We start from the raw sequence: 26314 nt of genomic DNA on the forward strand, positions 1-26314 counted from the left end.
CTGCTAACAAAAATTACCATTCATCATCATCTTCTTCAAACGTCTGTTGCGCCCGCTGTAATTCCTGTAGCGTTTTTAGGTTATTCTGCATTTTTGCCAGCGCAATCCCTTTATCATACAACGCAGCGGCCTTATCTCGCTCATCCAATTCAGCGTAAAGTGCGGCTGCATGATAATAGGTAGGCAAATAATCGGGGTGACCATTCAATAATTGGTCAAAATAAATTCGGGCCTGCTCGGGTTGCCGGTTCACATACTCCATGGCCAATGCATAAACATTGAACGGATTCCCAGGTTCTTCCTCTACAAACTCCATTAATTGCTGAATACGATCATTATTCATACCTTCGAGAAAAATAGTATGCAAGCATACTATTTTTTTAAGATTGTTTGTATTTTTGACCCGTAAAAGTAGTCAACAGATGTCAGGCGATAGTCATACATCAAACAACAATCGCCTACAGGCTGTCGACTAACAACTAAGCACTACGATAACTACAAAACCCTAATAAGCATGAAAATATTAGTGTGTGTGACAAGTGTGCCTGACACCACCACCAAAATTGCCTTTACAGACAATAATACCAAGTTGAATAAGGCCGGTGTAACCTTCATCACTGGCCCTTATGACGATTACGCGCTTGCACGAGCCGTTGAACTTAAAGAAAAAACAGGAGCGACTATAACTGTCCTGAATGTTGGCCAAGCTGACTCTGAACCAGTTATCCGCAAATGCCTGGCCATTGGTGCCGACGACGCTATCCGAATCAATGCGGAACCAACCGATGCTTATTTCGTAGCCGAGCAAATTGCAGCCATTGCCAAAGAAAACAACTACGATCTGATCTTGATGGGTCGAGAATCCATCGACTACAATGGAGGCCAGGTCCATGGTATTGTGGGCGAGATGCTGGGGATACCTTCCATTTCACCCGTTATGCTCCTCGACCTGGATGGGGATACGGCTAAGATTACCCGCGAAATTGAAGGCGGCAAGGAAAGCCTGGAAGCTAAACTCCCCTTAGTACTCGGTTGTCAGGAACCTATTGCCGAATGGAAAATTCCAAATATGCGCGGCATTATGACAGCCCGAACTAAACCGCTTAAAGTAGTTGAGCCAACAGGTACGGACAAGCTTACTACCGTTGCCAGTTATGAACTTCCGGCACCTCGTGGCGCAGTAAAAATGATTCCCGCCGACGAAGCTGAAAAGCTCATACAACTCCTGCATACCGAAGCTAAAGTAATTTGATTGTATTCGGTTTTCCGTGCACGGTTTATGGCGCAAGCTTTAGAGCCGAAAACTGAAAACCATAAACCGAAAATTTTTCTATGTCAGTTCTCATATTTGCCGAATTAGACGAAGGTAAAATTAAAAAATCCTCCCAGGAGGCCATTTTTTACGGTGCAAAGGTTGCCCAGATGACGGGCACGTCAGCCACCGCAATTATTATTGGACCAGCCGATGATGTTGAGCTGGCTTCGGCTGGTCGTTTTGGAGCGACCAGTGTATTGCATGCTACAGATGCTAAATTGACTGAGCCAAATGGAATGGCTTATGCCACTGTGGTGGCTGCAGCAGCTCAGCAAGAAGGCAGTAAGGTCATTGTGCTGGCGAAATCATCCTTAGCCGATGCCATGACAGCGCGGCTGGCGGGTAAACTTAAAGCGGGCTTAGCTGCCAATGTGATCGCCCTACCCGACGTGTCGAATGGTTTTCAAGTGAAAAGCAGCATCTATACCGGGAAAGCGTTTGCCTATAATGACCTGAAAGCTGATATAAAAATTCTGGCAATCAAGAAAAATACCATTACCCCTGAAGAAACAGACGCGACAGCCTCAGTAAACGCGTTTACACCGGCATTAAACGACGCAGATTTCGCCATTTCGGTAAAAAGTGCGGAGAAATCGTCAGGTGATATCCTGCTTCCTGAAGCGGACTTAGTCGTATCCGCTGGCCGTGGGTTGAAAGGGCCGGAAAATTGGGGAATAGTTGAAGACCTGGCCAAAGCGCTTCATGCAGCAACCGCCTGCTCCAAACCCGTATCTGACTTGGATTGGCGCCCTCACTCCGAACACGTAGGCCAGACTGGACTTAAAATTAGCCCCAATCTTTATATTGCCTGTGGTATATCGGGGGCCATACAACATTTGGCTGGTGTAAACTCCTCGAAGGTAATTGTTGTTATTAATAAGGACCCTGACGCTCCGTTTTTCAAATCAGCCGATTACGGTATCGTTGGGGACGTGTTTGATATACTGCCGAAGCTAACGCAGGCAGTGAAGGCCCTCTAGTTAGTCCCTGTAAGTCGAAAGTCATTATTTTTATTGAAAACTTACGATCACTGATGGCTTCTGACTAATGACTGAAGGCTAAAAATTGCTAATTTCGCACCGTGGATAAGATTAAGCTGGAAATATTAGGACTATCGCCCAGCCAGTCGCAATCGGGTTCGTTTGCGCTGGTCTTAGGTGAAGAATATGGTAATCGTCGGTTGCCTATCATCATTGGCATGTTCGAAGCACAGGCCATTGCTATTGAAATAGAAAAGATTGTTCCGAATCGCCCGATGACCCATGATTTGTTTAAGCAATTTGCTGAACAATTTAAGTTTACGGTTCGTGAAATCATGATTTCTGACTTACGAGAAGGCATTTTCTTTGCGAAAATTGTTTGTTTCGACGGTGTTCGGGAGTCGGTCATTGATGCTCGTCCATCAGACGCCATTGCCATTGGCATTCGATTTGACGTACCCATCTATACGAACGAGTCTATTTTGTCGGAAGCGGGTATAACGGCTAGCGGAAATGACGAAGAAGAACAGGAAGAACTCGTTCGATCGTCAAACCGCCCCTCCACCCGTTCATTTGGCGATCAGTTGAAGAACGCATCTTCCGAAGAATTACAACGAATGCTGGAAGAAGCCCTAGGTAATGAAGAGTACGAACGAGCGGCTAAAATTCGCGATGAAATGAGTAAACGTAATTAATCTCCTCATCTTATGTAAATAGAGAAAAGCCATCCTAGTAGGTGGCTTTTCTCTATTTAGGGATTCACTTTATTTATTTTCTTCTTTTCTTCCGAACAACCAACTCTTTATAACCGAATACCGGATCTGTTTCCCGCGAATACACGATGTCAGTCATCACCCCTATTACCACTTCTGCTGTTGTATAGATTTTACACCCCTCCAGGAGATGCCCTCCAATCGTACGACCAGTTGAATCAGATACAGACAGGTGTACGTGGCTTCCGTTAGTGGAGAGAGTACCAACCAGCGAAACAACCTCATAGTGCCCTTGCCATACACTCGCATTCTCCTGGTTAGCTAGCCGTAAGGTTACATCGGTTAAACTTCCTACACATGTTAGTAAAGCGCCTGCTTCAATACGTTCCTGACGGACAATCGCATCCAGCTCCTTCTTCAAATCCTGCCCCGGACGTAGTCTGAACGAGTAGGTCTGCATGATAGTCGAAACAACAGGGGTGTTAGTCGGTTGTGGTTGTGCACTTAGCATAGCTATAAAACTGTGAATGATCGTAAGTGTAAAGAAAATGCGCATTTGCGGTTGTGCTTTATTGAATTGTTCCCTCTTGAAATGAGGGCTTACCACTAGATATAGGTTAAAACACGAAGCTGTTATAGGCTATAACAAAAAAACCGGAAGCGTTGGCTCCCGGTTTTTTTGTTAGTGTATTACTTGATTATTCAACACCGAACATTACATCCGACCGACGACCGCTGTTACCAGCGCGACGTGTTGCTTTCTTCTTAGCAGGTGCTGGAGGAGCAAGCAATTTAGCTTTCTGCTCGTTTGTCAGAGGCTTCAGGTCAGTGATCGTGTAGCTGTTATCACTAATCGTTGTGTTGAAGCTGCCCACAACTTGCTCAGGCTGACCGTTGCATGGCAGTTTCGTAACGGTGAACACAGCGCGGAAGTACTGAACCTGCGGACGTACACGGCGACCTTTGAAACGGATGGCGTTGCCGCTTTCAATTTTCGCTTTCTCAGCTTGTAACTGTTGTGCTAGACCACCTGGTAGTTCGTTCAGATTGAGGATAACGGTGTTTGTATCGAACTCAACCACATTCTCAGCCAGACGACGGTTCAAGCCGCGGTAGCGTAGGCGGGTAACAGTGTCACCAACGGAGGTAACAGTACCATTACAGTAACAAACATTAGCTACTTCGCGAGTGTATGGGGTGCGATAGTAAACTTCCAGGCGCTCCAGACGGTGACGGTATTCACATTCTGGCGTTGGCGGTGGAGTTGGTTTCACACTGGCAAAGCTTGTCGTTGCAACCTCACTCATACAGGTGCCACACTTAGCAACCTGCTTGTTATGAACTGTTACATAATAGAACCCTGGATTCAGCTGGCCATTTGAAAAATAGGCTGCTGGGAATGTCAGCGTCGTATCAGTCGTGTTTTCTAATTGAGCAATTACCTGGTCGGTGTTACCTGCTATGACTGAATCCGCACGATAGTACAGACGAGCTGTAAAGGTCTCGTTTTTCGGATTGGGGGTCGTACTGCGCCAGCTAATAACTGGAGCGGTTGCGGCTGTATTAACAGGAGCGTTTGTGCCGTCAGCATAAGCCAAGGATGCACCTTTAAGCGAAGCACCGTTGAAGCGAACGTTCAACTCGGGAATCTGTTCGCAAGTTGGGCAGGACACTGGAGCTTTGGGGATAAGTTTCTTCTGAATAAACCCTTTCCGAACAGCCAGCCCAACCGTGAAACCACCATGTTTACGCTTAAACTCATACAATTGATCATCAACACCATTGATAATCTGGTAGTTTAACTGCGTAATAAAGCCCTGACCCTGAAGGCCAATGTTCCAGTTATTCTTCAATGGGAAGAAAATCGCTAACGAACCAAGTGCACCTAAGTGGTATAGATTGGAGCTTGGGTTAACCGACCGAATAAGTCCTCCACCATCTACAAACGATGGAACAGCGGGTAGTGTTAACGTCGATGGCGTATAGGCTGAAATCGTAGCGGCCTCCGTGCGGAACAGACCACCCCGTGCGGCAGCTTCAATAAAGGTTACTGCATCAGGATTTTTGCGGCTACGCGCAATCGTAAACTGAAGAACAGGTCCAACAGTCAGGAACATGTCTTCAGATGGGCGCTGGCGAATGGTAACCTGGGAGCTATTAAAACCTCTTGCGGCTGCTAATGAGTACAGATAATCGCGGTATATACTACGTGTAACGTAGTTTCCATATCCCAAAGCTGCTCCCAAGCCAAACCGAAGCCGACGGGTTGCAGGGGTTAAATAATAATCAGCATTTGCGGTGATATTGAAACCAGCACCATTATACAGCGTATTATCCCGCTTGTTGGGGCCAAATGTGTTTTCCCACGTGCCGCAATAAGCGAAGTTAGGACCGGCATATAACCCTATTCGCCAGGGTGATAATCGCCGAACTAAAATGAACGTTTGAAAGGTGGTGTCACAGTCATCGAGTTCAGCCACATCACTGGCCTGCGCTTTGAAATCGCTTCTGCGTAGGGTATCGGTATAAATCCCTTTCCCTAAACGATAGATGTTCTCACGCGTGTAATTCCCGCTCGAAGTAGTCGTAGCGGGTTGAACCCGGACTGTATCAGCCTGTTGAGCAAGGCTAATAGATGGTATTGCAAAACTTAGCAACACGAGTCCAGCCAGCATCCTCATGGGGTGTTGTTGGATAAATGTTCGCATATTTATTGAGTTAATTTGACGCAATGTTTCCAATTAAACTTTTACTCTTCCAAACGCGACTGAAGAAACTTAGGCAATGGGTAGCCCACAATGTTGTGGTTTCATCACTACTTCAACCAGCGTTTCTACAGTAAGGCTTACGATGCAGCCCCAACGTATACACTATATGACTAACTTCTCGACTAAATGTTTCTCAGATTTCATAAAAAAATTATAAGTTTCATTTACCTGAAAAGTCATTACCCCAAAAGTAGGCACGATTAAATCCGACCAGTCATCTCAATTATCAACTTCTCAGATGACTTACCTCATCAATTGCCTTAAATCCTTATTTTTCTGCAATGTTAAGGCTGAATTACAAAAGTCAACTCATCCTTTCTAAAGTTTTTTGCCAGCTAGCATCAAATAATACATAATTATTAGTCTAGATACTGTTAATTTCTGGTTACAGAACTGAAACCAAACTGATGAAGTGCTCTTACTACCAATACTACTAATTTGCCTGAATTGTGTTCAAAACTTATTTAGTTTTATTGATGGTCAATAATAGCAATAATCAAGTGATAAAAAAACAATTCCCAGCCTTAGCGCTGAACAAATAGCTTTTTCCTCCCATTATCTAAATTGTTCCAGCATTCTTTCTATAATCACAGCCCGTCTTATCTGTTCTTTTCTACCTTAAGATAGATCTTGGTCACATCTACTAAGGTTAGGCTATAAACAATGAAGCCATAAGCACACGATTCTTAGTTAGTCGGTCACTTATTGATGGCTTTATACCCTTTGACAAAGGTAAACGTATATTATAACAGAAAGTAACCTAAAGGTTGAAATTATTTTAATTGTAGAGAAGTTATACAGGCAATCTGAATGATGTCTGAATCAGGTTTGTAGCGCATTTTGCAATGATTTTACCATCAGCATGTACAATTCGACCCTCACAGTGAACAATATTCCTGCCAGCTCGTATGACTTCAGCGGTTACCGTAATAACGTCGCCTAGCCGGGCTGCATGAAGAAAATCAATGGTTAAATTCACAGATGTATAGGCATACTCGCGCCCCAGGGCAAATACGGTTGCGCCCACCAAATCATCCAGTATAGCCGATGCAGCCCCACCATGAAGTACACTTGCGGGGTTGGTCATCTCTTCACGGACCGTATACTCAGCTACCATGCGCCCATAATCTGCTTGCCGTATCGTCCCGTTGAGCCAACGTCCAAAAGGCGATATGCTGTCTCTCATATCATGGCCTATCTGTGAGCGGAAGAAGTCAAGACGAGGATTTATTAAATTGTCCATATCCGGCAAAAATAGCACTAAACTAAGTCGCAAGCCCATCAGCCGCTATTATTTGTGGATTTTCTTGGGAGGTTTTCAAGACTTATGTTACTTTTGAGCGATTATCAATACGCCTACTCGATTACTTCGTATGAATTATACGCTTACGCAGCTGCCCGACCGCACCACGAAACCGCGCCAGAGTGGAATAACGATGGTAATGGATAAAGGGCTAAGCCTGCGGGAAGTAGAGGATTTCCTGTCTACCTCTGCCCAATACACAGACATCGTTAAATTAGGCTGGGCCACGTCCTTCGTTACGCCAAAGCTGAAAGAAAAATTAGCTATCTATAAAGAATCAGGTATTCCCGTTTATTTCGGAGGGACACTATTTGAGGCCTTTGTGGTACGCAATCAGTTCGATGAGTACCGCAAGTTGCTGGATAAATACGGTATGGAATATGCAGAAGTGTCGGATGGTTCGATTGAGATGAATCAGGATGACAAATGCGAATACATCCGTACCCTGGCCACTCAGGTGACTGTTTTGTCGGAAGTTGGTTCAAAAGACGAAGCGAAAATCATACCACCCTATAAGTGGATTCAGTTGATGAAGGCTGAGTTGCAGGCTGGCTCCTGGAAAGTCATTGGTGAAGCCCGCGAAGGTGGCACCGTTGGCCTATTTCGCTCAAGTGGTGAAGTACGTCAGGGACTGGTTGAAGAAATCCTGACACAGGTTCCATTCGAAAGCATTCTGTGGGAAGCTCCCCAAAAAGAACAACAAGTCTGGTTTGTTAAACTTCTGGGCGCCAACGTTAACCTTGGCAATATTGCCCCCCACGAGGTTATTCCTCTGGAAACCATTCGATTAGGTTTGCGGGGTGATACATTTACGCACTTTTTAACTAAGTAATAGGTAGTAGAAACTCCTACTACCTATCATTCACTCCTAAAATGGATTTCATCAAATCGCTGATTGATTTTTTACTTCACCTTGATCGTTACCTCGATCTGTGGGCGAATGAATATGGGGTACTGCTGTATGCCATCCTATTCTTAATTGTTTTCACGGAAACGGGGCTTATAGTCATGCCATTGCTACCCGGCGATTCGTTGCTGTTTGCTGCTGGTGCTTTAGCTGCCCGGCCAACCAACGAATTGAGTGTTTGGGTAATTATTCCGCTACTGATCGGGGCTGCACTCTTAGGTGACAACGTCAACTATTTTGTCGGGCGATTTTTAGGAACACAGATCAAATCCAGGGAGCGGATTTTGTTTTTCAAGCGGGAATACATTGCCGAAACCGAAAAATTTTATGCTAAATACGGCGGACGGACGGTTATCATTGCCCGCTTTATCCCTATTGTTCGCACCATTGCGCCCTTCGTAGCCGGAGCCGGTAGTATGACCTATGGGACGTATATCAAGTTCTGTATTATGGGAGCGATACTTTGGGTAACGAGCATTTCGCTGTTAGGCTACTTTTTTGGAAATTTCCCGATCGTCCAGAAAAACTTTGAGTTAGTCGTATTTGGTATTGTTGGCCTATCAGTAGTACCCATTATCCTTGAGTTTTTCAAGAAACGCTCTGCTTAGTTGGTAGATAGTGATTGATTAAGTCATAGTAGTATTTCTCGGAACAAGGTATTTAACTGCGGCCTAATCTTATCTTACTTCTGAAGTATGCCACTGCCACTAGCTGTGGCATACTGTTTTTAAGCCCAATATTATGAATCGTTACGGTCTTATCGGTTTTCCACTCACCCATTCGTTCTCGCAACGGTATTTTAGTGAAAAATTTGCGCGCGAGGGTATTGCAGATAGTCAGTATGATTTATTTGAACTACCCGACATTTCGGCTTTACCAGAACTTCTGGAGTTGCCCGATCTGCGTGGGTTGAATGTAACTATTCCACATAAACAGGCGGTCCTTCCCTTTCTAAATCGTGTGGATATATCCGCTGAAAAAATTGGGGCGGTGAATGTAATTAAGCTAGATGCCGATGGCTCCCGAACCGGCTATAATTCCGATTACTATGGCTTCCGGCAGTCACTCACCGATTGGCTGCTTACGCTTGAGCATAGTCCATCTGACTTACAAGCGTTAGTACTTGGCACGGGTGGCGCATCAAAAGCAGTTACAGTTGCGTTGGCCGATATGGGCATCCGATTCAAATTTGTGTCGCGAACAAAACGAGAAGATACGTTGACCTACAATGAATTACCGGACGTTTTAGCTGATTATTCGTTGATTATCAATGGCTCCCCGATTGGCACTTATCCACGTATCGACGAAGCGCCACGTATCCCCTATCAGCAACTTACCCATCGCCATTTGCTGTATGACCTGGTGTATAATCCGGCCGAAACTCAATTTATGAAACTTGGTCGCGAACGGGGAGCAGCCGTTCATAACGGGTTACGAATGCTTGAACTACAGGCAGAGAAAGCCTGGGAGATTTGGCAATCATAACCGAGTAATTAGAGTACTATTCTCATTCTTTTTAACTCCAAGATCCGATGCCTCTTTTAGTTTTTGCTACCATTACGGCCAAACCCGGAGCGGAAGCCAACTTGAAAAATGCCTTACGTGAACTGGTTACCCAGGTTCGGACTGAAGCAGCCTGCCAGCTTTATGAATTGTACGAAAGCACAGAACACCCCGAACGGTTTATCATGCATGAACTGTGGGACAACGAAGCCGGTCTTGCCGCACATAGCCAGATGCCACACATGGCCGCATTCGGGAAGAAAGCAAAAGACTGGCTCGCCAAACCAGCTGAACTAACAAAAGTCACTATATAAGGTACACGTTCGGGCACCGATGTTTCTATAAACAGATTTCCTGCATCCGGGCATCCTCCATGACGAACACGTTGAAATCAACCTGTCCCCGGATCCCTTTGACCCATCCATTTTGGTTATGCTGCCAGAGATATAGTTTGTCGGCATTATAATTTCCCAGATGCCTGGTTGAATAATCGGCTATCCATAGTGGGTACTCGTCAAGATTACCTTTGATATACCGTCGATAAAGATTGCCGTTTGTATAAATAATTGGGCGAATCTGGTAGTGCTCTTCAATGGTTTCGAGCCACAGCCGTAATCCGTTCACGATTGTTTCATCCGACTGACCGTTTATTACTTCAAAGTCAACCACAGGCGCAAAGTCGCCGGGGCTTAGGGTAACATGACGAATAAAATTGTTGGCTTGTTTGAGAGGGTCGCGAGTAGGATGGTAAAAATGGTAAGCTCCCCGATGCATCGCTATTTTTTTCGCTTCCCGCCAGTTTTTGTCGAAATGCTTATCGGCCAGGGTAGCTCCTTCCGTTGCTTTAATAAAGACAAATTGCAAGCGAACCCCATCGGCTTCCATTTGTTGAACGCGCTCCCAATTGATGCGATCATTATGACGCGAGACATCAATGCCATGAATAGTATAACGCATTGGTAACCGAATGCCAAATGCCTGCACAAATCGCCAGTTCATCTCATCCGGCTGTCGTGACCGAAAGATCCATACGGCTGCCAATACGAGTAAGAATGCTGCAATCCATAGGCCGTATCGCCGAAAGATAAGCTTAACCAGTACGCGAAATTTCATGTAGCAATTGACGTTGTGAGCCAAAATTACGGCTTTATCTCCGGACCTGCGGAAAACAGAAAAGCCCGCTATAGGTATAGAGGGCTTTTCTGATAGGCAATATACTGATTATCGGTTAGTCGTGACCCTCAAGTTTAACCAGTTTGTTGTAGATGCCCAGCAACAGAAAAGGAGCTGCCCATTGGCCAACGAATAAACTTCGATGCCGGGAGCCCCTAGCCTGCAAATACAGCGAAACCGCCATAGAACCTAACGAAGCCCACAAAAAAATGTCGGATGGTAACTTAGCAGTTTGCTCTTCAATAGCTGTAGCAACCGGTCCTTCTGAGTGTTCTGGATTACTATTCTTTTCCTTTGCCATAACGTTGGAGTTGTTTGATTTATAATGAAGCATGTAACTCCCTGATCAATTATAAAGTTTACAACCCCAGCAGGCAACCCCGTTCCCTTACTTATTCGGCTGGGGCGTAGTACGTAAATAAGGCTTCACGAAAGTTACGCCTTTCGGAAATTTAGCTTCCAGTTGATCGTTCGTTACGGCGGGCGTTACAATCACATCATCACCCTGCTGCCAGTCGGCAGGTGTAGCCACCTGGTAATCGGCGGTTAGTTGCAGCGAGTCGATTACGCGCAGTAACTCATTGAAATTACGGCCGGTCGAAGCAGGATACGTCAGGGTTAGCTTGATCTTTTTATCGGGCCCAATTACGAACACCGACCGCACCGTTGCTTTTTCACTAGCATTAGGGTGGATCATATCGTAAAGTGTAGCCACCGTGCGATCAGAATCGGCAATAATTGGGAAGTTAACCTCTGAGCCTGTAACATCCTTAATATCGGGTGTCCACCGGTTGTGCGATTCCAGGTCATCGACCGATACGGCAATGACTTTTACATTCCGTTTGCCAAATTCATCTTTAAGCAGGGCCGTACGGCCTAGTTCAGTAGTACAAACCGGCGTAAAATCGGCGGGGTGCGAGAATAACATACCCCATGAATTACCCAACCATTCATGAAAGTGAATGTGGCCCTGGGTTGTGTCGGCCTCAAAATCGGGGGCAATATCTCCTAAGCGAAGTGACATAGTAGTTGTGGTTTAGTTTATAAACTCTATCTATTAAATCTAGTAAACTAGAAATGGAAAACCGGCAGCGAGCCGGTTTCATGGGCAAACCTAAAAAATAAGTTGTGAGTTCGCAATTTCTCGATCAAAAATCAAATCAGCTTGTCTTCAACCGCCATTCTAACCAGTTCGGCAGCGTTACGAACCTGTAACCGACGCATCATATTAGCCCGATGATTATCAACCGTCCGGACACTGAGCTGAAGTTTTTCGGCTATTTCCCGGCTGCTCATACCTGCTACCAGAAATTGCAGAATCTCTTTCTCCTTGTTCGATAACTTCGATTGCCGTTCGCTGCGACTATGCCGACTCCCTTTTTTAAGCTGCTGCATGTAGCCGCTCAGGATAATTGACGCCACAGGTGAGCTATAGTATTTTTCACCGGCTGCAATCGTGCGAATCGCCTTGATCATCTCATCCGATGACGAATCTTTCAAGATATAGCCATAGGCACCAGCCTCTACCGACCGAAGAATGTAATCTTCATTGTTGTGCATGGAGAGCATCAGTACCCGTATGTTCTTATATAATCGGGTGATTACCTGTGTCGTTTGAATTCCCGACATGCCCGGCAACGAGATGTCCATAAGAATCAGGTCGGGCAGTTGTTCTGGCGCAGCCTGATGGGCTTTTAGCTTATCGAGCGTTTCTTCACCATCATTAGCTTCGTCAATAATTTCCAGTCCATCGGCTTGTTCCAGCAAGAGCCGAATACCATCCCGAACGATCGAATGGTCGTCCACCAGCATTAATTTAGTATGTGTCATGATGAGCAAGAGTCGGTTGATAGGGTATGCTAATCTGTAGTTTAGTACCTTTCCCCGGAGAAGAATTAAGTTTAAATTTACCGTTGACCAGTTTCGTTCGTTCCTGTATGTTATGCAATCCCTGTGAAGGTGGACGTAATTTCGTTGATTGGGGATTATCCGTATTCACTTCCTGAATTGGTTTCAGCAATTCATTACTCTGGTTTTTCCGGGGTACCCGAAACCCCTGTCCATCGTCACTCACTACTAACTCTAAGCTATTTCCACGCTCTTTTAGTTCGATTCGGATGTGGGCCGGCTTAGCATGCCGGACCGCATTGCTAACTGCTTCCTGCGTTACCCGATACAGCATGATCTCGATATTTTTGTCCAAACGGGGCATATCGGCCGTAAAGTTTGTTTTAAACGTAACATCGAGCGATTCGCTACGGTCGTGTTCAGCTAACATTTTAATAGCGGGCACAACGCCGAAATCACTTAAAACGCTTGGCATTAAATTATTGGAAATCGTTCGGGTTTCCTGAATCGTCTGCGTTACCAGGCTCTTCAGCGTCTTTATGTTTTTAGAAAAGGCTGCGGTACCCGTTTGTTCAGTTGCAGCGGCTCGGGCCATTCCGGCTTCGAGCCCTTCAATTTGCAGTTTAATGGCTGTTAGCATCTGCCCAAGACCATCATGAAGCTCGCGCGACATTCGTTTACGTTCTTCCTCCTGTCCGGCAATCAGGTACGATGTTCGTAGTTTCTGATCATCAATCTGTTGTTCATATTGCTGCTTTGTGGCTTCAAAGAGTTTCTGTCGGGTTTCTTTCAGCGACTTATTGGCGCTCACCAGTTTTTTATTAGCGGCTGTTGTCTGACTTTCGGCTTCTATCAACTGGGCGAAGGTTTGTTTTAATTTGCGTGCAGCGGGCCTGAAAATGAGTAAACCAATGGCTACCAGGGCAATCACCGTAAAAATGTACAAATACAACTCAATGGACCGCAATAATGTTAGCCTGGCTCGCAACTCCCCATTACAGACCACCACAATCCGGTCAATTTTCTCCAGGAATGGTTTCTCATTGGCCAGCATTAATTTAAGGTTCGCCTGTACATCGGGCTGTTTAACTTCCTCAAATCGTTGCAGGCGCATCATCCGATTGGCACTTTGCTGGAAGGCTTCAAATTCCGGACGGATATTGGCATACAGGCGGTTAACGGTATCTGAATAGGTAATTTTTATCGCTGGATTATCGGTACGGCCTTCGCGAGTCTCTAGGTGGAAGCGTTCAAATACGGGGAACAAACGTCTTAATTCGGCAACATTTTCTTCAAAGCTGGTCTGCTCGCTGGCGTCGGTTACCTGGAGTACCTGCTTCACAATCTGTTGACTCTGGTGCCGTTGTAGCGCTGTATGCCGAATGACACCCATTTCCTGTTCAATGGCCCCGAAGCGCCATTGGGTTAGCCCCTGCCCTACTGTCAGCAAAACAGCCAGGATAATGAGCATTGTCATGTATAAACGAGTGAACCGGACGGGAATTACCGAACCGTCTTTTGCGTTATCGTTGAGTGAGTCGGACACGGCAGCGTGGTCGAAGCTAAAATGAGTTATAAAAGTAATCTTTTTTGTAGTTTTACCTTTATTATCTATCGTTAAAGTCTTTCAACGCCATGAACCGTTTAGTCATTGCTTTCCTCTGCGTGTCGCTTGTAGCCTCGGCTTTTCGTCCCGCCATCTTGCCCATCGAACGAACAAGGCCTAAAGCAGTAGCTCCTGTGGCTGCCGAACCGGTAAAACTGTCGTGGGAAGTCCTGCGCGATGTGACCTTCAAGAAAAAATGGTATGCCGAAGAATCGGTGTACATGCTCTACCCAACCTTTGGGCAGGCCATTCAGAAACTGAACGGCAAAACGGTTGACCTGACGGGCTACGTGCTCCCCGTCGACCTCGAATCGAACATCTACGTACTATCGGCTTTCCCATACAGTGCCTGCTTCTTCTGCGGTGGTGCGGGACCTGAATCAGTGGTGTCGCTGAAATTCAAAAAGTCCGACAAGAAATTCAAAACCGACGAGCGCCGTACCTTCCGGGGAACGCTCAAACTCAATGCAGATAATATCTACGAACTGAATTACATTCTGGCCGACGCCGAAATGATTCCTCAGTAGTTGAAGCAACTAATTCAATGAGAATCCCCAGCTAATTGTGAAATTGGCTGGGGATTTTTTGTTTTGTATAGTAAGTAATGGGTTGTAGTACCCTACTTTTTGAAAAGTATTATTCCATGACTCAATTTAAAAGACAATCGCGTTAGCGACAAAATGTTTATAGAAAAGTTATTAGTTGAAAATCTCATCTCGCCGTTAGGCGTCTACAAAATATGAATATCTTTTGGGCTCATTTAAACCCTTTTGGGTTGTCCTGTTAATAGGAAATAAAGAATGAGTGTCTATCCCAAGCGCCGTAGGTGCGACCTATACGCTAAGAATTAGGTCGCACCTACGGCGCTTGGGGATCTTAACTGAGACACAATAACTATTAACAGGTCGCCCTTACAGGGCTGTAAGGATAAATTAAGAATATAACCGCTAGTTGAATTCCGACATCAGCCTCAAAATAACCCAAACAAAAAGGCCGACACGTTTCCGTATCGGCCTTCTATCGTTGAAAAGTGCAATGTTGTGGAGAATATCGGAGTCGAACCGATGACCTCTTCCATGCCATGGAAGCGCTCTAGCCAGCTGAGCTAATCCCCCGTTTTGTGGGTGCAAATATGAGGAAAAATTTGATGCTCCCCAAACCGAAACCCAATTTTTTTAAGCTATCCCACATACTTTCCCGTATACACAGGTTAAGTTTGTTTTGTATTATCATTTGTGTAGATTTGACAATAGTCCCGTAATCGCATGCATACCGTTTATATTATCTACAGTCCCACCATCGACCAGTATTTCATTGGTCAAACCAAAGATATCCGAATTACCTTGTGGCAACACAATGCAAAAACGAACCCAGCCACGGCGGAGGGCAAACCCTGGGAAGTAAAATTCACCCAGCAATTTGCCACTCGAAATGAAGCCCTGAGTCTGGAAATGAAACTGAAGAAAAAGGACCGCGCCCACTGGGAAGAACTCATCAACAGCGCTCAACCAGCCGCCTAACGTCCTGATACCCCATAAAAAAACCGCCTGAACGGCGGTTTTTTGTTTTTCTGTAGTGCCAACCGTCCCGGTCGGGCGTGTAGTTAAGCATTCTCACCCGACCGGGACGGTCGGCACTACATGTCAAAATGGCCGCAAGGCTTTCACAAAACGACCTTTGAAATAATCGGCGTACAGATTATCCTCCCGAACACCGCGTGACGAGGACGCATGGATGAACCGGATGTTCTGTTGGCCATTCACTTCCGTTACGATACCTGTATGCGATACGTAACCCGCCTGGCCCTTGTCGGGAACGAAAAAGATTAAATCGCCGGGCAGGATTTCAGTTACTTCCACCTCGTGCCCTACTTCCGATTGTTGCCACGAGATCCGGGGCATTTTCAGGCCCACTGTGTTGAAAACAGCATAGACTAAACCCGAGCAGTCGATACCATCCGTCGTGTTGCCTCCTGAGCGATAAGGCGTACCCGTATAGGTACGGGCAATCTTGACCACTTCCGGCACATACCGGTCTTCGTAGGTACGACCATCAACTGTTTTACCGGCGGGTTTGGCCGGAACAGCAGGCGGACGCGCCGGTGTTTTACCAGTGGGTGTTCGGCGGGCAACGGGCCGGGATGATGACGGGCGACGACTAACAGATGGTCCGGAGGAACGTAGAGCCTCACAGGCAGTAAGCGTCGAAAGTAGGCAGGCACTCAGCAGTACGGGATGGATCATCTCCCGGAGCCAGCGTTGTTGCATACGGAATGGGATTAGGGTAATAAGTGCCCTTATGTAACGCAAAAGCACATAACAACAATGCAACCTATTAAAATTTCATGGATAAAGCAATGCGTTTCCGTGCCTTATCTACTTCCATGACCTTAACTTTTACTTTCTGGTACACCTTAACAACCGTTTTCGGGTCCGAAACAAAGTGATTGGCCAGTTGCGAAACGTGAACCAGTCCATCCTGCTTAACGCCAATGTCGACAAAAGCCCCAAAGGCTGTGATGTTCGTAACAACACCATGTAGTACCATGCCCTCGTGCAAATCATCCACAGAACGAACACGGGCATCGTACTCAAACACCGACAATTGCTCACGTGGGTCACGGCCCGGCTTGGCAAGTTCAGTCAGAATATCGCGCAGAGTGGGCAAGCCAACGTCGGTTGTTACATAGCGTTCGGGTTTGATCTGCTGGCGTAACTCGGGCCGGTGAACGAGGTCGGTAACGGTACTGCCCGCATCGGTAGCCATCCGCTCAACCAGGGCGTAGCGTTCGGGGTGGACGGCGCTATTATCCAACGGATTTTTAGCGCCTTCGATGCGTAGAAAGCCCGCACATTGCTCAAAGGCTTTCGGTCCAAGCCGAGGTACTTTCTTAAGTTGATCCCGCGACGTAAAAGCGCCGTTCTCGGCCCGATACGCCACGATATTCCCCGCCAGTTGTGGTCCCAGTCCCGACACGTACCGGAGCAGATACGCGCTGGCGGTATTCAACGATACGCCTACCTGATTCACGCAACTTTCCACCACGGTATCCAAACTGGTTTTCAAATCGGTCTGGTCCACATCGTGCTGGTATTGCCCAACGCCAATGGATTTCGGATCGATTTTCACCAGCTCAGCCAGTGGGTCCATGAGTCGACGACCAATGCTCACGGCTCCCCGTACGGTTACGTCACGGTCCGGAAATTCCTCACGGGCTACTTCCGAGGCCGAATAAATAGACGCCCCCTGTTCACTCACCATGAAAATTGGTAAAGCTTCGCCCGATGCATTCGTCAGATTCAAGCTCTGCACAAATTCCTCCGTCTCACGACCAGCAGTCCCGTTCCCGATGGCAATGGCACCAATCTTATGCTGGCTAACCAGTTTCTGAACCGTTTGCGCTGCCTGCTGCCGCTGATTTTCCGACTGAGACAAATACAATACGGTATCCGTTAACAGATTTCCCTGGGCATCGAGACAAACGGTTTTACAACCCGTTCGATAGCCAGGGTCGATAGCCAGAACGCGTTGCTGGCCAAGTGGTGGGCTTAACAGCAGTTGGCGTAGGTTATCGGCAAAGATTCGGATTGCTTCCATGTCCGCTTTTTCTTTAGACAGGTTAGCAAATTCCGTTTCGAGGGAAGGCTTGAGCAGGCGTTTGTAGCCATCCCGAATGGCCAGCGAGACCTGCTCTTTGCAAACTGGCGTGCCCGATCGGTCGGCAACAAACTGCCGTTCGAGCCGTTCGATAGCCGCTTCTTCATCGGGACCAATACTCACGTTTAAAAATCCTTCTGCCTCACCCCGACGCAGCGCCAGCAGGCGGTGCGAGGGTACACGCCGGAGGGGCTCAGCAAAATCGAAATAGTCTTTAAACTTTACCCCTTCGGTATCTTTCCCTTTTTTAACGACCGATCGAACAATAGCCTCCCGCTCGAACAGGTTACGAATGCGCTGACGGGCATCGGCATCTTCACTAACGCGCTCGGCCAGAATATCACGCGCACCCTGTAAGGCATCCGCTATCGTTGGAACCGCATCCGACAAATAGCGCTGAGCTGTTCGTTCGATGTTAGGTTCTCGCTGGGAAATTATCACGTTGGCAAGTGGCTCCAGACCGCGCTCAATGGCAATGATAGCGCGGGTTTTTCGCTTTTGCTTATAGGGCAGATACAGATCTTCGAGGTCGATGAGCGAATCGGTAGCTTCGAGTTTCCGGCGCAGTTCGGGCGTGAGCTTACCCTGCTCATCAATGGATTTAAGAATAGCCTCCCGGCGTTTATCCAGCTCCAGCAATTTCTGGTAGGCTTCCTTGATCTGGCCGATCTGTACTTCGTCGAGCGGAACACCAGTTGCGGAAGCAGTCGCTTCTTTTCGATAGCGGGCAATAAAGGGAACCGTTGCTCCGCCGTTGAGTAATTCGATGGTGGCGGCTACCGACCGGGCATTCAGGCCAAGCCGGGCTGCTACACGTTGTTCAGGTAATTGGGTCATTGATTGTCAGTAGTGGTCATTAGTAGTCATCAATGGCCATTGATAGTTGCCAGCTTGAAGGACAACCAATGCCCACAAATGACAATCGATGACTACTTATGCCTGTTTGTTTATGACCGCAAAAATGGCTCTACGAACCGACAGAGCAAAAAAAAACATGCCATATGGCATGTTTTTTACAACGGTTTGTCTTTATATCTTACAATTAAGCTATTTCGACGTTTACGGCATTTAAGCCTTTCTTACCGCGTTCGACATTGAACTTAACTTTGTCGTTTTCACGGATTTGGTCGATGAGACCGGAAGCGTGTACAAAAATGTCTTCGCCACCTTCATCAGGTTTAATGAAGCCAAACCCTTTGGTTTCATTAAAGAATTTTACAGTTCCTGTTTGCATTGTATTGTTTTAAATTTGGGCGAATAACGACACGAAAAAACTTATATCCAAATGTATTTGCAATTTTTCTTGTACGCGCTAAACTTTTTTTTCAAAAACCCAAATAACTTCGCAAAAGTGCTCACTCAGTGACTTCAAGGCACTAAGTGCGTCTTTCAGGAACCAAATTTAGAAGCTGTTTGCGTTCATTGCGTTGGCCTTACCACAAGTCATCATTTGATAGGCCTATCACGCTACTTTGTGTATTTTTGGCCACTTAATCGAAAAAACAGCGTAGTGAAGATTGACGTAACTTCGTTCATGCGAGTAGTAGGAATTGTGGGGGCATTATTAATTGGCGGGCTGAACGCGGCTTCGTCGCAGGTCGTTATCAGCAATTCCGACGACCCCACCCTGTACACCTATTGTCAGCAATTCCAGACTTTATACACCCAAATCCGGGAGCAGTCGATCACCCCCGATTCGGCCCGGCTGCAATTCAGCGGTATTATGCAACGTTTGCAGGCGCGGTTTCGCAGTATGGAGAGTTACCAGCAGGATTCGCTCCAACGGGATAGCCTCCGCCGAACGGGTCTGTATTTTTCATTTCCTATTCGGGGTTATTCAACCAGTGCCATCGGAGGTTCGCATGGCGAAGGCTACCGGGGAACAGGATTCGATCTGTTCGATTATAACGTTCGGGGAAGTCACCCTGCTCAGGACATTTTTATCAGCGATAAGAATCAGGATAACATCGACGATAAAACGGGCAAACCTGTTGATATCCTGGCCATGAGCCGGGGATTAGTGCTGGCTATCGAAACCGATTGGAAACCCGGTTCTGATTATCGGGGCGGCAACTGGATCTGGGTATACGACCCCACCCTTCATGGCTTGTTCTATTACGCGCACAATAGCGAAGTAGACGTATCGCCGGGCCAATGGGTGCACGCGGGTCAGAAACTAGCCGAAATGGGCCGATCGGGCTTCAATGCCTACAAAAACCGCTCACCAACGCATTTACACCTGATGTATCTGCAAATTCAGCCCAACGGTCTGCCGCAGCCCGTGAATACCTATCCCTGGCTGTTGACTGCAAAAACAACTTACTAAAAAGTCAGAGCAAAAGTCGTAAAGTCATTGACCTATAACACCTGTGCCGTAAGTGAACTTCGTCTGACCAGGCTACTACTTAGCCAGCTTAAGGCAACTCCGTTCTCGCTTGGCTACGCCGAGTGAGAACGGAGCTGGTCGGGGCTTGCCGATAACGTCTCACAAAACTTGAGTCGCCAGCTGATTTCTTCTGACCCAACTGCTACTGAGCCAGCTCAAACTGATTGAGACCAAAAACACGATCAGGAATTTACCAATAACGGGTAAGCCAGCTCCCAGCAAGGCAAACTGCGCCCAGGTGATAAATGGGTAATGCAGGATATAAATCCCATAGGCATTAGCCGATAAACTCGCCCAGCCCTCGTTCGGTTGAGTAATGTTCTGTTTGAAGACAGCTAAGCAGGCTCCCATACTGGCCAGGCAACTAACCACAAAGAAGACATCATACAGGCAATAGCCCGCGGTAGAACTAAGTCTACCCTGCTTAACCCAATCTGCGCCAAGACCTGAAACAAACACGACCAAAAGGTAGCAAATCAGGCTGGCCAGCAGCCAGAACGCCCAGCCTTTACCAAATAACTTTCCGCTTCGGAACAGGTAGCCTTGCCAGTCTGTGCTTCCCAAACAGGCACCCAGCAGGAAAAATAGCAGGTAAAAGAAAAGCCGGTTGAGTTGAAAATCAAAAGGTCCCCAATTACCTACCCAGGTGTACTGTCCTACCCACAAGCTAAGTGGAATCAGCGAAATAGCCGTTAGGCCGTAGATGATCACACCAAATTGAACAGGTTGTTTGCTCAAGCTTTCCAGCTTATTGCCCAGTGTTGAAAAAAAGGACGGGCTTATGTTGAAAATAAGCACGGCAACCCCGTCAAATGCCAACAGGAGCCAAATAAACCAGGGCGGCCCTACCGGCCATTGTTGCTTCCCAATGTAATCCTCAACAAACGTAAAGAGGTCTGTTGAATGGGTAGCCACATAAAACGAAGGGACATAGGCCAGTGGAATGAGCAGCAGTTCGGCTATCAGAAACGGGACGCCCAGCCGGATGAACCGATCAGTCAAATATGCTTTTATTCCTTTTTTGCGAAGCCCCCGATACACAAACAGCCCACTGATTAAAAACATCAGGGGCATAAAAAACAGATCGTTGAACCCAATAAACCTATCCATGCCCAACCAGCGGCTATCATCTACAATAGGCGCGGTCGAGTAGATGTAATGGGTGGGATCAAAATAGGCAAAAGTAGGGTAAGCCAGCGCTGCATGATGAGCCAGGACTAACAGGGTAACAAACGAACGCAAATAATCAAGCCAAACCGCTCGAGAGCTACCCATTTCCATAATCTTCAGCAATAAGAGTGATCAAATGAAGGATTGGAAAATGAGCGATACGTTGCATGAACAAATCGTTTCAGCAACTTCGCTGGTGAAGCTTCGGCAGTTGTTGTGCTCTTTTACGATTCACGAACCAGATTGACTCCCGTAATCAGGAAAATCATACCGACAATGAAGGGCGCTGCGGCTTCGGCCTTTGAGATACTCATGCCGAGTACCGGCTTGCCATCGGATAGAAACGCGATCAAGGCAAACAGAACGACAACGACACCCAGAATGGTGAGGGATGCGCCAAAGAAGCGCCGAAAATTGGTATTGTTATTCTCCATGAGATGAATTGTTAATGGATAATGTGTAATGAACAATGTATAATGGAGTGTTATCGTGCTCATTTTCATTATGCATTGTTCATTATACATTATCCATTTTTAACGGTTATTGGGGTTAATCCGCGTTTGCGGCCTTCTTCTAATAAAAATGGATAGGCGGTATCGAACGAGTTGGGAATAAGCCCATCCAGAATCGCTTCACGCAGTACAGTTTTCAGTTCACCCACTTCTTTCGAGGGGGGAAGAGCAAATGTTTCCATGATCAGTTCGCCTGTAATAACCGGCTGAAAACTACGCAGTTTGTCTCGTTCTTCAAGATCATGTAGCTTTCGCTCAACCCGGTCGAAATTGCGCAGGTGCTTCTGTACTTTTTCGTAATTCTTCGAGGTAATGTCGGCACGACAAAGTGCCATCAGCCCCTCTAAATCATCGCCCGCTTCAAACAGAAGTCGGCGTAGGGCAGAGTCGGTGATTTGCTCTTTGGTGAGTGCAATGGGTCGTAAATGCAACCGCACGAGTTTCTGCACAAAACGCATGTGTTCGTTTAGTGGCAGTTTCATGGTACGGAAAATACCGGGGACCCAACGGGCGCCCATATCTTCATGTCCATGAAAGGTCCAGCCCACCTTAGGGTCGAAGCGTTTGGTAGCCGGTTTGGCAATATCATGCAATAAAGCAGCCCAACGTAGCCAGAGTTCATTTTCCGGCGCAACTACTTCATGCGTTGACTTGGCCCGATTAGCAACGTTATCGAGCACTTGCAGGGTATGGTAAAAATTATCCTTGTGCCCCTTCCCTTCAATGGTTTCAACCCCTTTCAGAGCGATCAGTTCCGGGAAAATCCGCTCCAGTAAACCCGCATGATATAGTAACTTGAACCCATAGGAAGGCGTAGGCGACAGAATGATTTTGTTCAACTCATCGGTTACCCGCTCCCGCGACACAATGGTGATCCGCTCATTCATCTGCACAATTGCCTCGAACGTATCTGGCTCGATATCGAAACCCAACTGCGCAGCAAACCGAATAGCCCGCATCATGCGCAACGGGTCGTCGGAGAAGGTAATACCCGGTTCGAGGGGTGTACGGATGAGTTTACGCTTGATATCTTTCAGGCCATCGAATGGGTCGAGGAGTTCGCCAAAATCAGTACCAGCCAGGCTAATGCCCATGGCATTAATGGTAAAATCCCGGCGATTCTGATCGTCTTCCAGCGTGCCGTCTTCTACAATTGGCTTACGCGATTCGCTCCGGTAGGATTCTTTCCGGGCACCCACAAACTCAACCTCCCATTCATCCGCTCCCTGACCGGCTCGAAGCATAGCGGTACCAAAATTCGGGAACACCGAAACATTTGTCTGAAGAGCTTTTCCAACAGCTTCAGCCAATGTAATACCACTTCCGATGCACACCACGTCAATGTCTTTCGATGGGCGCTCCAAAACCAGATCGCGCACAAAGCCGCCTATGACATAGGCCCGCAAACCGAGGGCATCGGCCTGGCGGGCAATGGTGTCAAAAACCGGATTCTTATGTAAGGTTTCGCTGAAATTCATTTCCGTATAAAACTAACCTCTCCATTCACTTTCAACCGCATAATGCGTGGCCGTTTAGGCATACCGGGGAGGGTTCCGAACCGGATTGTAACCAATACTTCGGCAGCTGGCGGTAGTACTAACGACTCTAATGGAATCGTGAGCAACCCTCGTCCAAAGCTACCGATCAGGCGTTGCACATCAGCGTTTAAACACCGCCGAACCGCTATTTCCTCGTTTGTGCTTCCACTTGTGCTAGTCGATTCTGCTAACGCTTTCCAAAACACCGGCGACAGGTTTTTACCCTGATCGAAAACAACGGTTAATGGATTTTCGGCAAACTCAACCAGATCGTAGGCCACATCGGGCAGCTTGCCCACATAGAGGCCCAGTTGGTCGGCGTTATGGATCAGCACCGTTGGTTGCAACCCATTGGGCATTGTGCTCAGGAGGGTCATAAGCTGACCAATGGCCGCATCATTAACGGGGTCGGCAGCAATAGACCAGCCGGTTTCATCGGCAATGGCGATCAGTTGCCCCTGCCGCAGTTGAAAAGCGATATCGCGAATACTAAGAGTCATACACTAAACAAACCGCAAAAATACGGCAAGTTTAGCGAAAGACGGCAGGTCTGGGAAAGATGAGCCAAACGTAACCTAAGAAACAAAATGGGAAATGGAATGTTGAGTGTCTGATTAATCGACTTCACTAAGTAAATTCACTCAGTTCATTTCGCACTCTATGTCCGCAGAATCGCGCCCGCATTACCACCAATTTTCTCACTCGTTGCTTGCTCTGGCTATTCTGACAGCCGGAATTTATTTAGGGCAGGATATTCTGGTGCCGCTTGCGATGGCCGGTCTGATTGCGGTTCTTCTTCGGCCTATTGAAAACCGACTTGTTCGGTGGGGTATTCACAAAGTCATTGCAATTAGTCTGGCGCTATTACTAGCTATTGTTGTAGTATCGGGTATAACGATCCTGATGTCTATGCAGCTATCCGACTTTGCCGATGACTTGCCTAAAATTCGCCAGAATCTAAATGATTTTTTCCTTGATGTGAAGCGGTGGGTTCGTCGCGAATACAATGTCAGTTACCGGCAACAGGATAAGTACCTTCAGAAAGCGCAGGCACAAACCCTCGATAGCTTACAAAGTTCAGATACACTTGGCTTCATTACCGGGCCACTGGGTACCTTAACCCTGATCCCGATTTACGTCTTTCTACTGCTTTATTACCGAACCATGCTCCTGCATTTTGTAATCGTCCTTTTCTCGGAGAAACATACGGAGCGCGTACGCGAAGTGCTGGGCGAAGTGAAATCGGTCATCCAGAGTTATATGGTTGGGCTACTTATTGAAACATCCTGTGTAGCCGCACTTAACTCCATTGGCCTGCTTATCCTGAATGTACAATATGCTGTCTTACTGGGCATTATGGCGGCTATCCTCAATTTAATCCCCTACATCGGTGGCTTAATCGCAACGCTATTGACTGTGCTGATCACCTTCAGCAACAATCCAGAGCTATCGGTCATTTTGGGCGTTATCGGCATTTTTCTGCTCGTACAGTTCATCGACAACAACGTGTTCGTACCGCTTATTGTAGCCTCTAAAGTACGGGTCAACGCCCTAGTTTCTATTGTGGGCGTGCTCATTGGCGGAGCACTGGCGGGTGTTTCGGGCATGTTTCTATCGATCCCGGCCATTGCCATCATGAAAGTCGTATTTGACCGGGTCGACAGTCTACGTCCCTGGGGTGTTCTATTGGGCGATCAAACACCTGAAGACACGGGTAGCAATCTGTTTCGACTACCCAAGCGCCGACGAAAGCCGAAGGTGGTTGAAGAATAGGTTCGTAGTTCGTAGTTCGAAGTTGGCTGACGCGAAAGCAACTGTGCGTCAGCCAACTTCAAACTTCAAACATCGAACTTCAGACTATATCAACTATATAGTTTCTTAATCACTTCCTGTTGAGTACGCATAAAGTGTTGGCGTTCGGCGGGTTGGCCCAGGAGTGTATCGGGGGGATAGCTCCTGTGATTTGCGTAGCTTTCGGCGTATAGTTCAAACCGTTGGCGGGCCAGCAGATTTCCCATGGCTGGTCGTTGCCGGAATTCACGCAGGGCTGCCAGGTCAATATCGGCATTGGCCACAATGCTTTCACCATAAGCGGCTTCGGCCAGTACAATCCCTTTGGGATCAATAATTTTAGAGCCGCCATCGGTCGTACCGCCCGGAATGGGGCTTCCCACTAATCCACCTGAATTAGCCGACACCACATAGGCCATATTCTCAATGGCTCGGGCTAGTTTTGCTATATTCTTCTGCGTCATGAGCGGGCTACTAGCCTCCGAAGTCGAGTGGATCAGTACTTCAGCCCCTCGCATGGATAAACAACGAGCTACCTCAGGATACAGGATATCCTCCGAGGCCACGCAGGCCAGATGACCAATGTTGGTTTTGACCACCGGAAACAGGGAATCGTATCCATAGGCGTCTAAGTACAAGTCCCAAACGTCATGCGGAGTCGGGATAAATAGGGCATTCAGGCGTCGATAACGGAGTAGTACGTCACCGTTTGGCCCCATGATAAAACTGGTCTGGAAGTATAGCTCCGGAAAGAATGGGTCCTGTTCGTACACATTCCCCGAAAAGTAAACTTGTTGCCGTTGCACCATAGCACTGATGGCCTCATAGATGTGCCCATCAATCTCCAGTGCAGCCTTTTCTCTCCATTGCTCAACCGTTTCATCAATAGGTGACCCTGTCAGAAAGGATTCCGGTGCTACCACAAGCAGTGTCTCACGCCCAAGTAAGCCAACTGATGCGGCTAGTTGTCGTTCAATCCGCTCAATAGTTTTGAGCATTACGGCTTCAGCCTCATCGCGGGTTTTGCAGGAATTAACGGTTTGACAGGTTACTTGAAGGGCCAGGGCTTTGTAAGACATAGGTTAAGTAGTGTCAAGTGATTTAGTTGTTGGGACGCCAAAATAAGGCGTTTCCGCGAAATAAT

General features: G+C 47.1%; 28 protein-coding genes and 1 tRNA gene. 11 read left to right on the forward strand and 18 right to left on the reverse strand.

Annotation, left to right across the window (positions count from 1 at the left end):
• Positions 1 to 13: 13 nt before the first annotated feature.
• The gene (locus ACYVGO_RS22610; RefSeq protein ID WP_460971216.1) at positions 14 to 343 is read right to left on the reverse strand and encodes a tetratricopeptide repeat protein; all 330 of its coding nucleotides are present in this window, start codon (positions 341 to 343) and stop codon (positions 14 to 16) included.
• Between the two features lie 171 nt (positions 344 to 514).
• Here ACYVGO_RS22610 and ACYVGO_RS22615 point away from each other — a divergent pair, with 171 nt between their 5' ends.
• From ACYVGO_RS22615 to ACYVGO_RS22625, 3 genes are all read left to right on the forward strand, one after another.
• Positions 515 to 1252 (forward strand): electron transfer flavoprotein subunit beta/FixA family protein, encoded by a 738-nt coding sequence (locus tag ACYVGO_RS22615; protein ID WP_142771844.1) that lies wholly within the window; start codon positions 515 to 517, stop codon positions 1250 to 1252.
• An 80-nt stretch (positions 1253 to 1332) separates the two neighbouring features.
• The gene (locus tag ACYVGO_RS22620) at positions 1333 to 2295 is read left to right on the forward strand and encodes an electron transfer flavoprotein subunit alpha/FixB family protein (protein ID WP_142771843.1); all 963 of its coding nucleotides are present in this window, start codon (positions 1333 to 1335) and stop codon (positions 2293 to 2295) included.
• Positions 2296 to 2396: 101 nt separating this feature from the next.
• Positions 2397 to 2990 (forward strand): bifunctional nuclease family protein, encoded by a 594-nt coding sequence (locus tag ACYVGO_RS22625; protein WP_142771842.1) that lies wholly within the window; start codon positions 2397 to 2399, stop codon positions 2988 to 2990.
• 73 nt (positions 2991 to 3063) lie between these two features.
• Here the strand turns inward: ACYVGO_RS22625 and ACYVGO_RS22630 are convergent, their stop codons facing one another.
• From ACYVGO_RS22630 to ACYVGO_RS22640, 3 genes are all read right to left on the reverse strand, one after another.
• A complete protein-coding gene (locus ACYVGO_RS22630; RefSeq protein ID WP_371731995.1) occupies positions 3064 to 3564 on the reverse strand; it encodes a PPC domain-containing DNA-binding protein in 501 nt (166 codons plus the stop codon).
• A 142-nt stretch (positions 3565 to 3706) separates the two neighbouring features.
• On the reverse strand, positions 3707 to 5683 hold the full coding sequence (locus ACYVGO_RS22635; RefSeq protein ID WP_142776657.1) for a hypothetical protein: 1977 nt from the start codon (positions 5681 to 5683) through the stop codon (positions 3707 to 3709).
• 886 nt (positions 5684 to 6569) lie between these two features.
• Positions 6570 to 6962, reverse strand: coding sequence for a PaaI family thioesterase (locus ACYVGO_RS22640; RefSeq protein ID WP_371731994.1), 393 nt, complete (start codon positions 6960 to 6962; stop codon positions 6570 to 6572).
• Between the two features lie 187 nt (positions 6963 to 7149).
• Here ACYVGO_RS22640 and ACYVGO_RS22645 point away from each other — a divergent pair, with 187 nt between their 5' ends.
• From ACYVGO_RS22645 to ACYVGO_RS22660, 4 genes are all read left to right on the forward strand, one after another.
• Positions 7150 to 7911, forward strand: a complete 762-nt coding sequence (locus ACYVGO_RS22645) for a phosphosulfolactate synthase (RefSeq protein ID WP_142771840.1) — start codon at positions 7150 to 7152, stop codon at positions 7909 to 7911.
• Positions 7912 to 7952: 41 nt separating this feature from the next.
• A complete protein-coding gene (locus ACYVGO_RS22650; protein WP_142771839.1) occupies positions 7953 to 8594 on the forward strand; it encodes a DedA family protein in 642 nt (213 codons plus the stop codon).
• Between the two features lie 133 nt (positions 8595 to 8727).
• Positions 8728 to 9471 carry a shikimate dehydrogenase family protein gene (locus ACYVGO_RS22655; protein ID WP_460971218.1) on the forward strand — a complete coding sequence of 248 codons (744 nt, stop codon included), beginning with the start codon at positions 8728 to 8730 and terminating at the stop codon, positions 9469 to 9471.
• A 47-nt stretch (positions 9472 to 9518) separates the two neighbouring features.
• Complete coding sequence (locus tag ACYVGO_RS22660) at positions 9519 to 9803, forward strand: putative quinol monooxygenase (protein WP_142771837.1); 285 nt, start codon at positions 9519 to 9521, stop codon at positions 9801 to 9803.
• A 25-nt stretch (positions 9804 to 9828) separates the two neighbouring features.
• Here the strand turns inward: ACYVGO_RS22660 and ACYVGO_RS22665 are convergent, their stop codons facing one another.
• The 5 genes from ACYVGO_RS22665 to ACYVGO_RS22685 all read right to left on the reverse strand — a co-directional run bounded on the left by ACYVGO_RS22665 (position 9829) and on the right by ACYVGO_RS22685 (position 14056).
• Positions 9829 to 10602 carry a glycoside hydrolase family 25 protein gene (locus ACYVGO_RS22665; protein ID WP_460971219.1) on the reverse strand — a complete coding sequence of 258 codons (774 nt, stop codon included), beginning with the start codon at positions 10600 to 10602 and terminating at the stop codon, positions 9829 to 9831.
• A gap of 115 nt (positions 10603 to 10717) precedes the next feature.
• On the reverse strand, positions 10718 to 10963 hold the full coding sequence (locus ACYVGO_RS22670; RefSeq protein ID WP_142771836.1) for a hypothetical protein: 246 nt from the start codon (positions 10961 to 10963) through the stop codon (positions 10718 to 10720).
• Between the two features lie 87 nt (positions 10964 to 11050).
• On the reverse strand, positions 11051 to 11686 hold the full coding sequence (locus ACYVGO_RS22675; protein WP_460971221.1) for a peroxiredoxin: 636 nt from the start codon (positions 11684 to 11686) through the stop codon (positions 11051 to 11053).
• Between the two features lie 131 nt (positions 11687 to 11817).
• Entirely contained in the window at positions 11818 to 12474 is a 657-nt protein-coding gene (locus tag ACYVGO_RS22680; protein ID WP_142776655.1) for a response regulator transcription factor, read from the reverse strand.
• A gap of 4 nt (positions 12475 to 12478) precedes the next feature.
• Positions 12479 to 14056: a sensor histidine kinase gene (locus tag ACYVGO_RS22685; protein ID WP_142771834.1), complete on the reverse strand. Its 1578-nt coding sequence runs from the start codon at positions 14054 to 14056 to the stop codon at positions 12479 to 12481.
• Between the two features lie 89 nt (positions 14057 to 14145).
• Between ACYVGO_RS22685 and ACYVGO_RS22690 the strand changes: the two genes are divergently transcribed.
• Entirely contained in the window at positions 14146 to 14643 is a 498-nt protein-coding gene (locus ACYVGO_RS22690; RefSeq protein WP_142771833.1) for a DUF3299 domain-containing protein, read from the forward strand.
• 514 nt (positions 14644 to 15157) lie between these two features.
• Here ACYVGO_RS22690 and ACYVGO_RS22695 read toward each other — a convergent pair.
• Positions 15158 to 15231 (reverse strand) — tRNA-Ala (locus ACYVGO_RS22695).
• A 150-nt stretch (positions 15232 to 15381) separates the two neighbouring features.
• Here ACYVGO_RS22695 and ACYVGO_RS22700 point away from each other — a divergent pair.
• A complete protein-coding gene (locus ACYVGO_RS22700; RefSeq protein ID WP_142771830.1) occupies positions 15382 to 15636 on the forward strand; it encodes a GIY-YIG nuclease family protein in 255 nt (84 codons plus the stop codon).
• Between the two features lie 123 nt (positions 15637 to 15759).
• On the opposite strand, the gene ACYVGO_RS22705 is transcribed toward ACYVGO_RS22700, so the two are convergent.
• The 3 genes from ACYVGO_RS22705 to ACYVGO_RS22715 all read right to left on the reverse strand — a co-directional run bounded on the left by ACYVGO_RS22705 (position 15760) and on the right by ACYVGO_RS22715 (position 19007).
• Complete coding sequence (locus ACYVGO_RS22705; RefSeq protein ID WP_460971222.1) at positions 15760 to 16383, reverse strand: C40 family peptidase; 624 nt, start codon at positions 16381 to 16383, stop codon at positions 15760 to 15762.
• 67 nt (positions 16384 to 16450) lie between these two features.
• A complete protein-coding gene (locus ACYVGO_RS22710; RefSeq protein WP_460971223.1) occupies positions 16451 to 18610 on the reverse strand; it encodes a Tex family protein in 2160 nt (719 codons plus the stop codon).
• Between the two features lie 205 nt (positions 18611 to 18815).
• Positions 18816 to 19007, reverse strand: a complete 192-nt coding sequence (locus ACYVGO_RS22715; protein ID WP_018620078.1) for a cold-shock protein — start codon at positions 19005 to 19007, stop codon at positions 18816 to 18818.
• A 300-nt stretch (positions 19008 to 19307) separates the two neighbouring features.
• Here ACYVGO_RS22715 and ACYVGO_RS22720 point away from each other — a divergent pair, with 300 nt between their 5' ends.
• A complete protein-coding gene (locus ACYVGO_RS22720) occupies positions 19308 to 20099 on the forward strand; it encodes a M23 family metallopeptidase (protein ID WP_210422455.1) in 792 nt (263 codons plus the stop codon).
• Positions 20100 to 20258: 159 nt separating this feature from the next.
• Here the strand turns inward: ACYVGO_RS22720 and ACYVGO_RS22725 are convergent, their stop codons facing one another.
• The 4 genes from ACYVGO_RS22725 to ACYVGO_RS22740 all read right to left on the reverse strand — a co-directional run bounded on the left by ACYVGO_RS22725 (position 20259) and on the right by ACYVGO_RS22740 (position 23879).
• Positions 20259 to 21434: an acyltransferase family protein gene (locus ACYVGO_RS22725; protein WP_168207765.1), complete on the reverse strand. Its 1176-nt coding sequence runs from the start codon at positions 21432 to 21434 to the stop codon at positions 20259 to 20261.
• A 119-nt stretch (positions 21435 to 21553) separates the two neighbouring features.
• Complete coding sequence (locus ACYVGO_RS22730; protein WP_142771825.1) at positions 21554 to 21763, reverse strand: hypothetical protein; 210 nt, start codon at positions 21761 to 21763, stop codon at positions 21554 to 21556.
• A gap of 89 nt (positions 21764 to 21852) precedes the next feature.
• Positions 21853 to 23319 carry a CCA tRNA nucleotidyltransferase gene (locus ACYVGO_RS22735; protein ID WP_460971224.1) on the reverse strand — a complete coding sequence of 489 codons (1467 nt, stop codon included), beginning with the start codon at positions 23317 to 23319 and terminating at the stop codon, positions 21853 to 21855.
• Complete coding sequence (locus ACYVGO_RS22740; protein ID WP_142771823.1) at positions 23316 to 23879, reverse strand: L-threonylcarbamoyladenylate synthase; 564 nt, start codon at positions 23877 to 23879, stop codon at positions 23316 to 23318. Before ACYVGO_RS22740 ends, ACYVGO_RS22735 begins: the two co-directional genes overlap by 4 nt.
• A 160-nt stretch (positions 23880 to 24039) precedes the next feature.
• Between ACYVGO_RS22740 and ACYVGO_RS22745 the strand changes: the two genes are divergently transcribed.
• The gene (locus tag ACYVGO_RS22745; protein WP_142771822.1) at positions 24040 to 25152 is read left to right on the forward strand and encodes an AI-2E family transporter; all 1113 of its coding nucleotides are present in this window, start codon (positions 24040 to 24042) and stop codon (positions 25150 to 25152) included.
• Between the two features lie 89 nt (positions 25153 to 25241).
• Here the strand turns inward: ACYVGO_RS22745 and ACYVGO_RS22750 are convergent, their stop codons facing one another.
• Positions 25242 to 26249: a nitrilase-related carbon-nitrogen hydrolase gene (locus tag ACYVGO_RS22750; protein ID WP_460971225.1), complete on the reverse strand. Its 1008-nt coding sequence runs from the start codon at positions 26247 to 26249 to the stop codon at positions 25242 to 25244.
• Positions 26250 to 26314 lie beyond the last annotated feature (65 nt).

This window comes from Spirosoma migulaei (assembly GCF_054776855.1).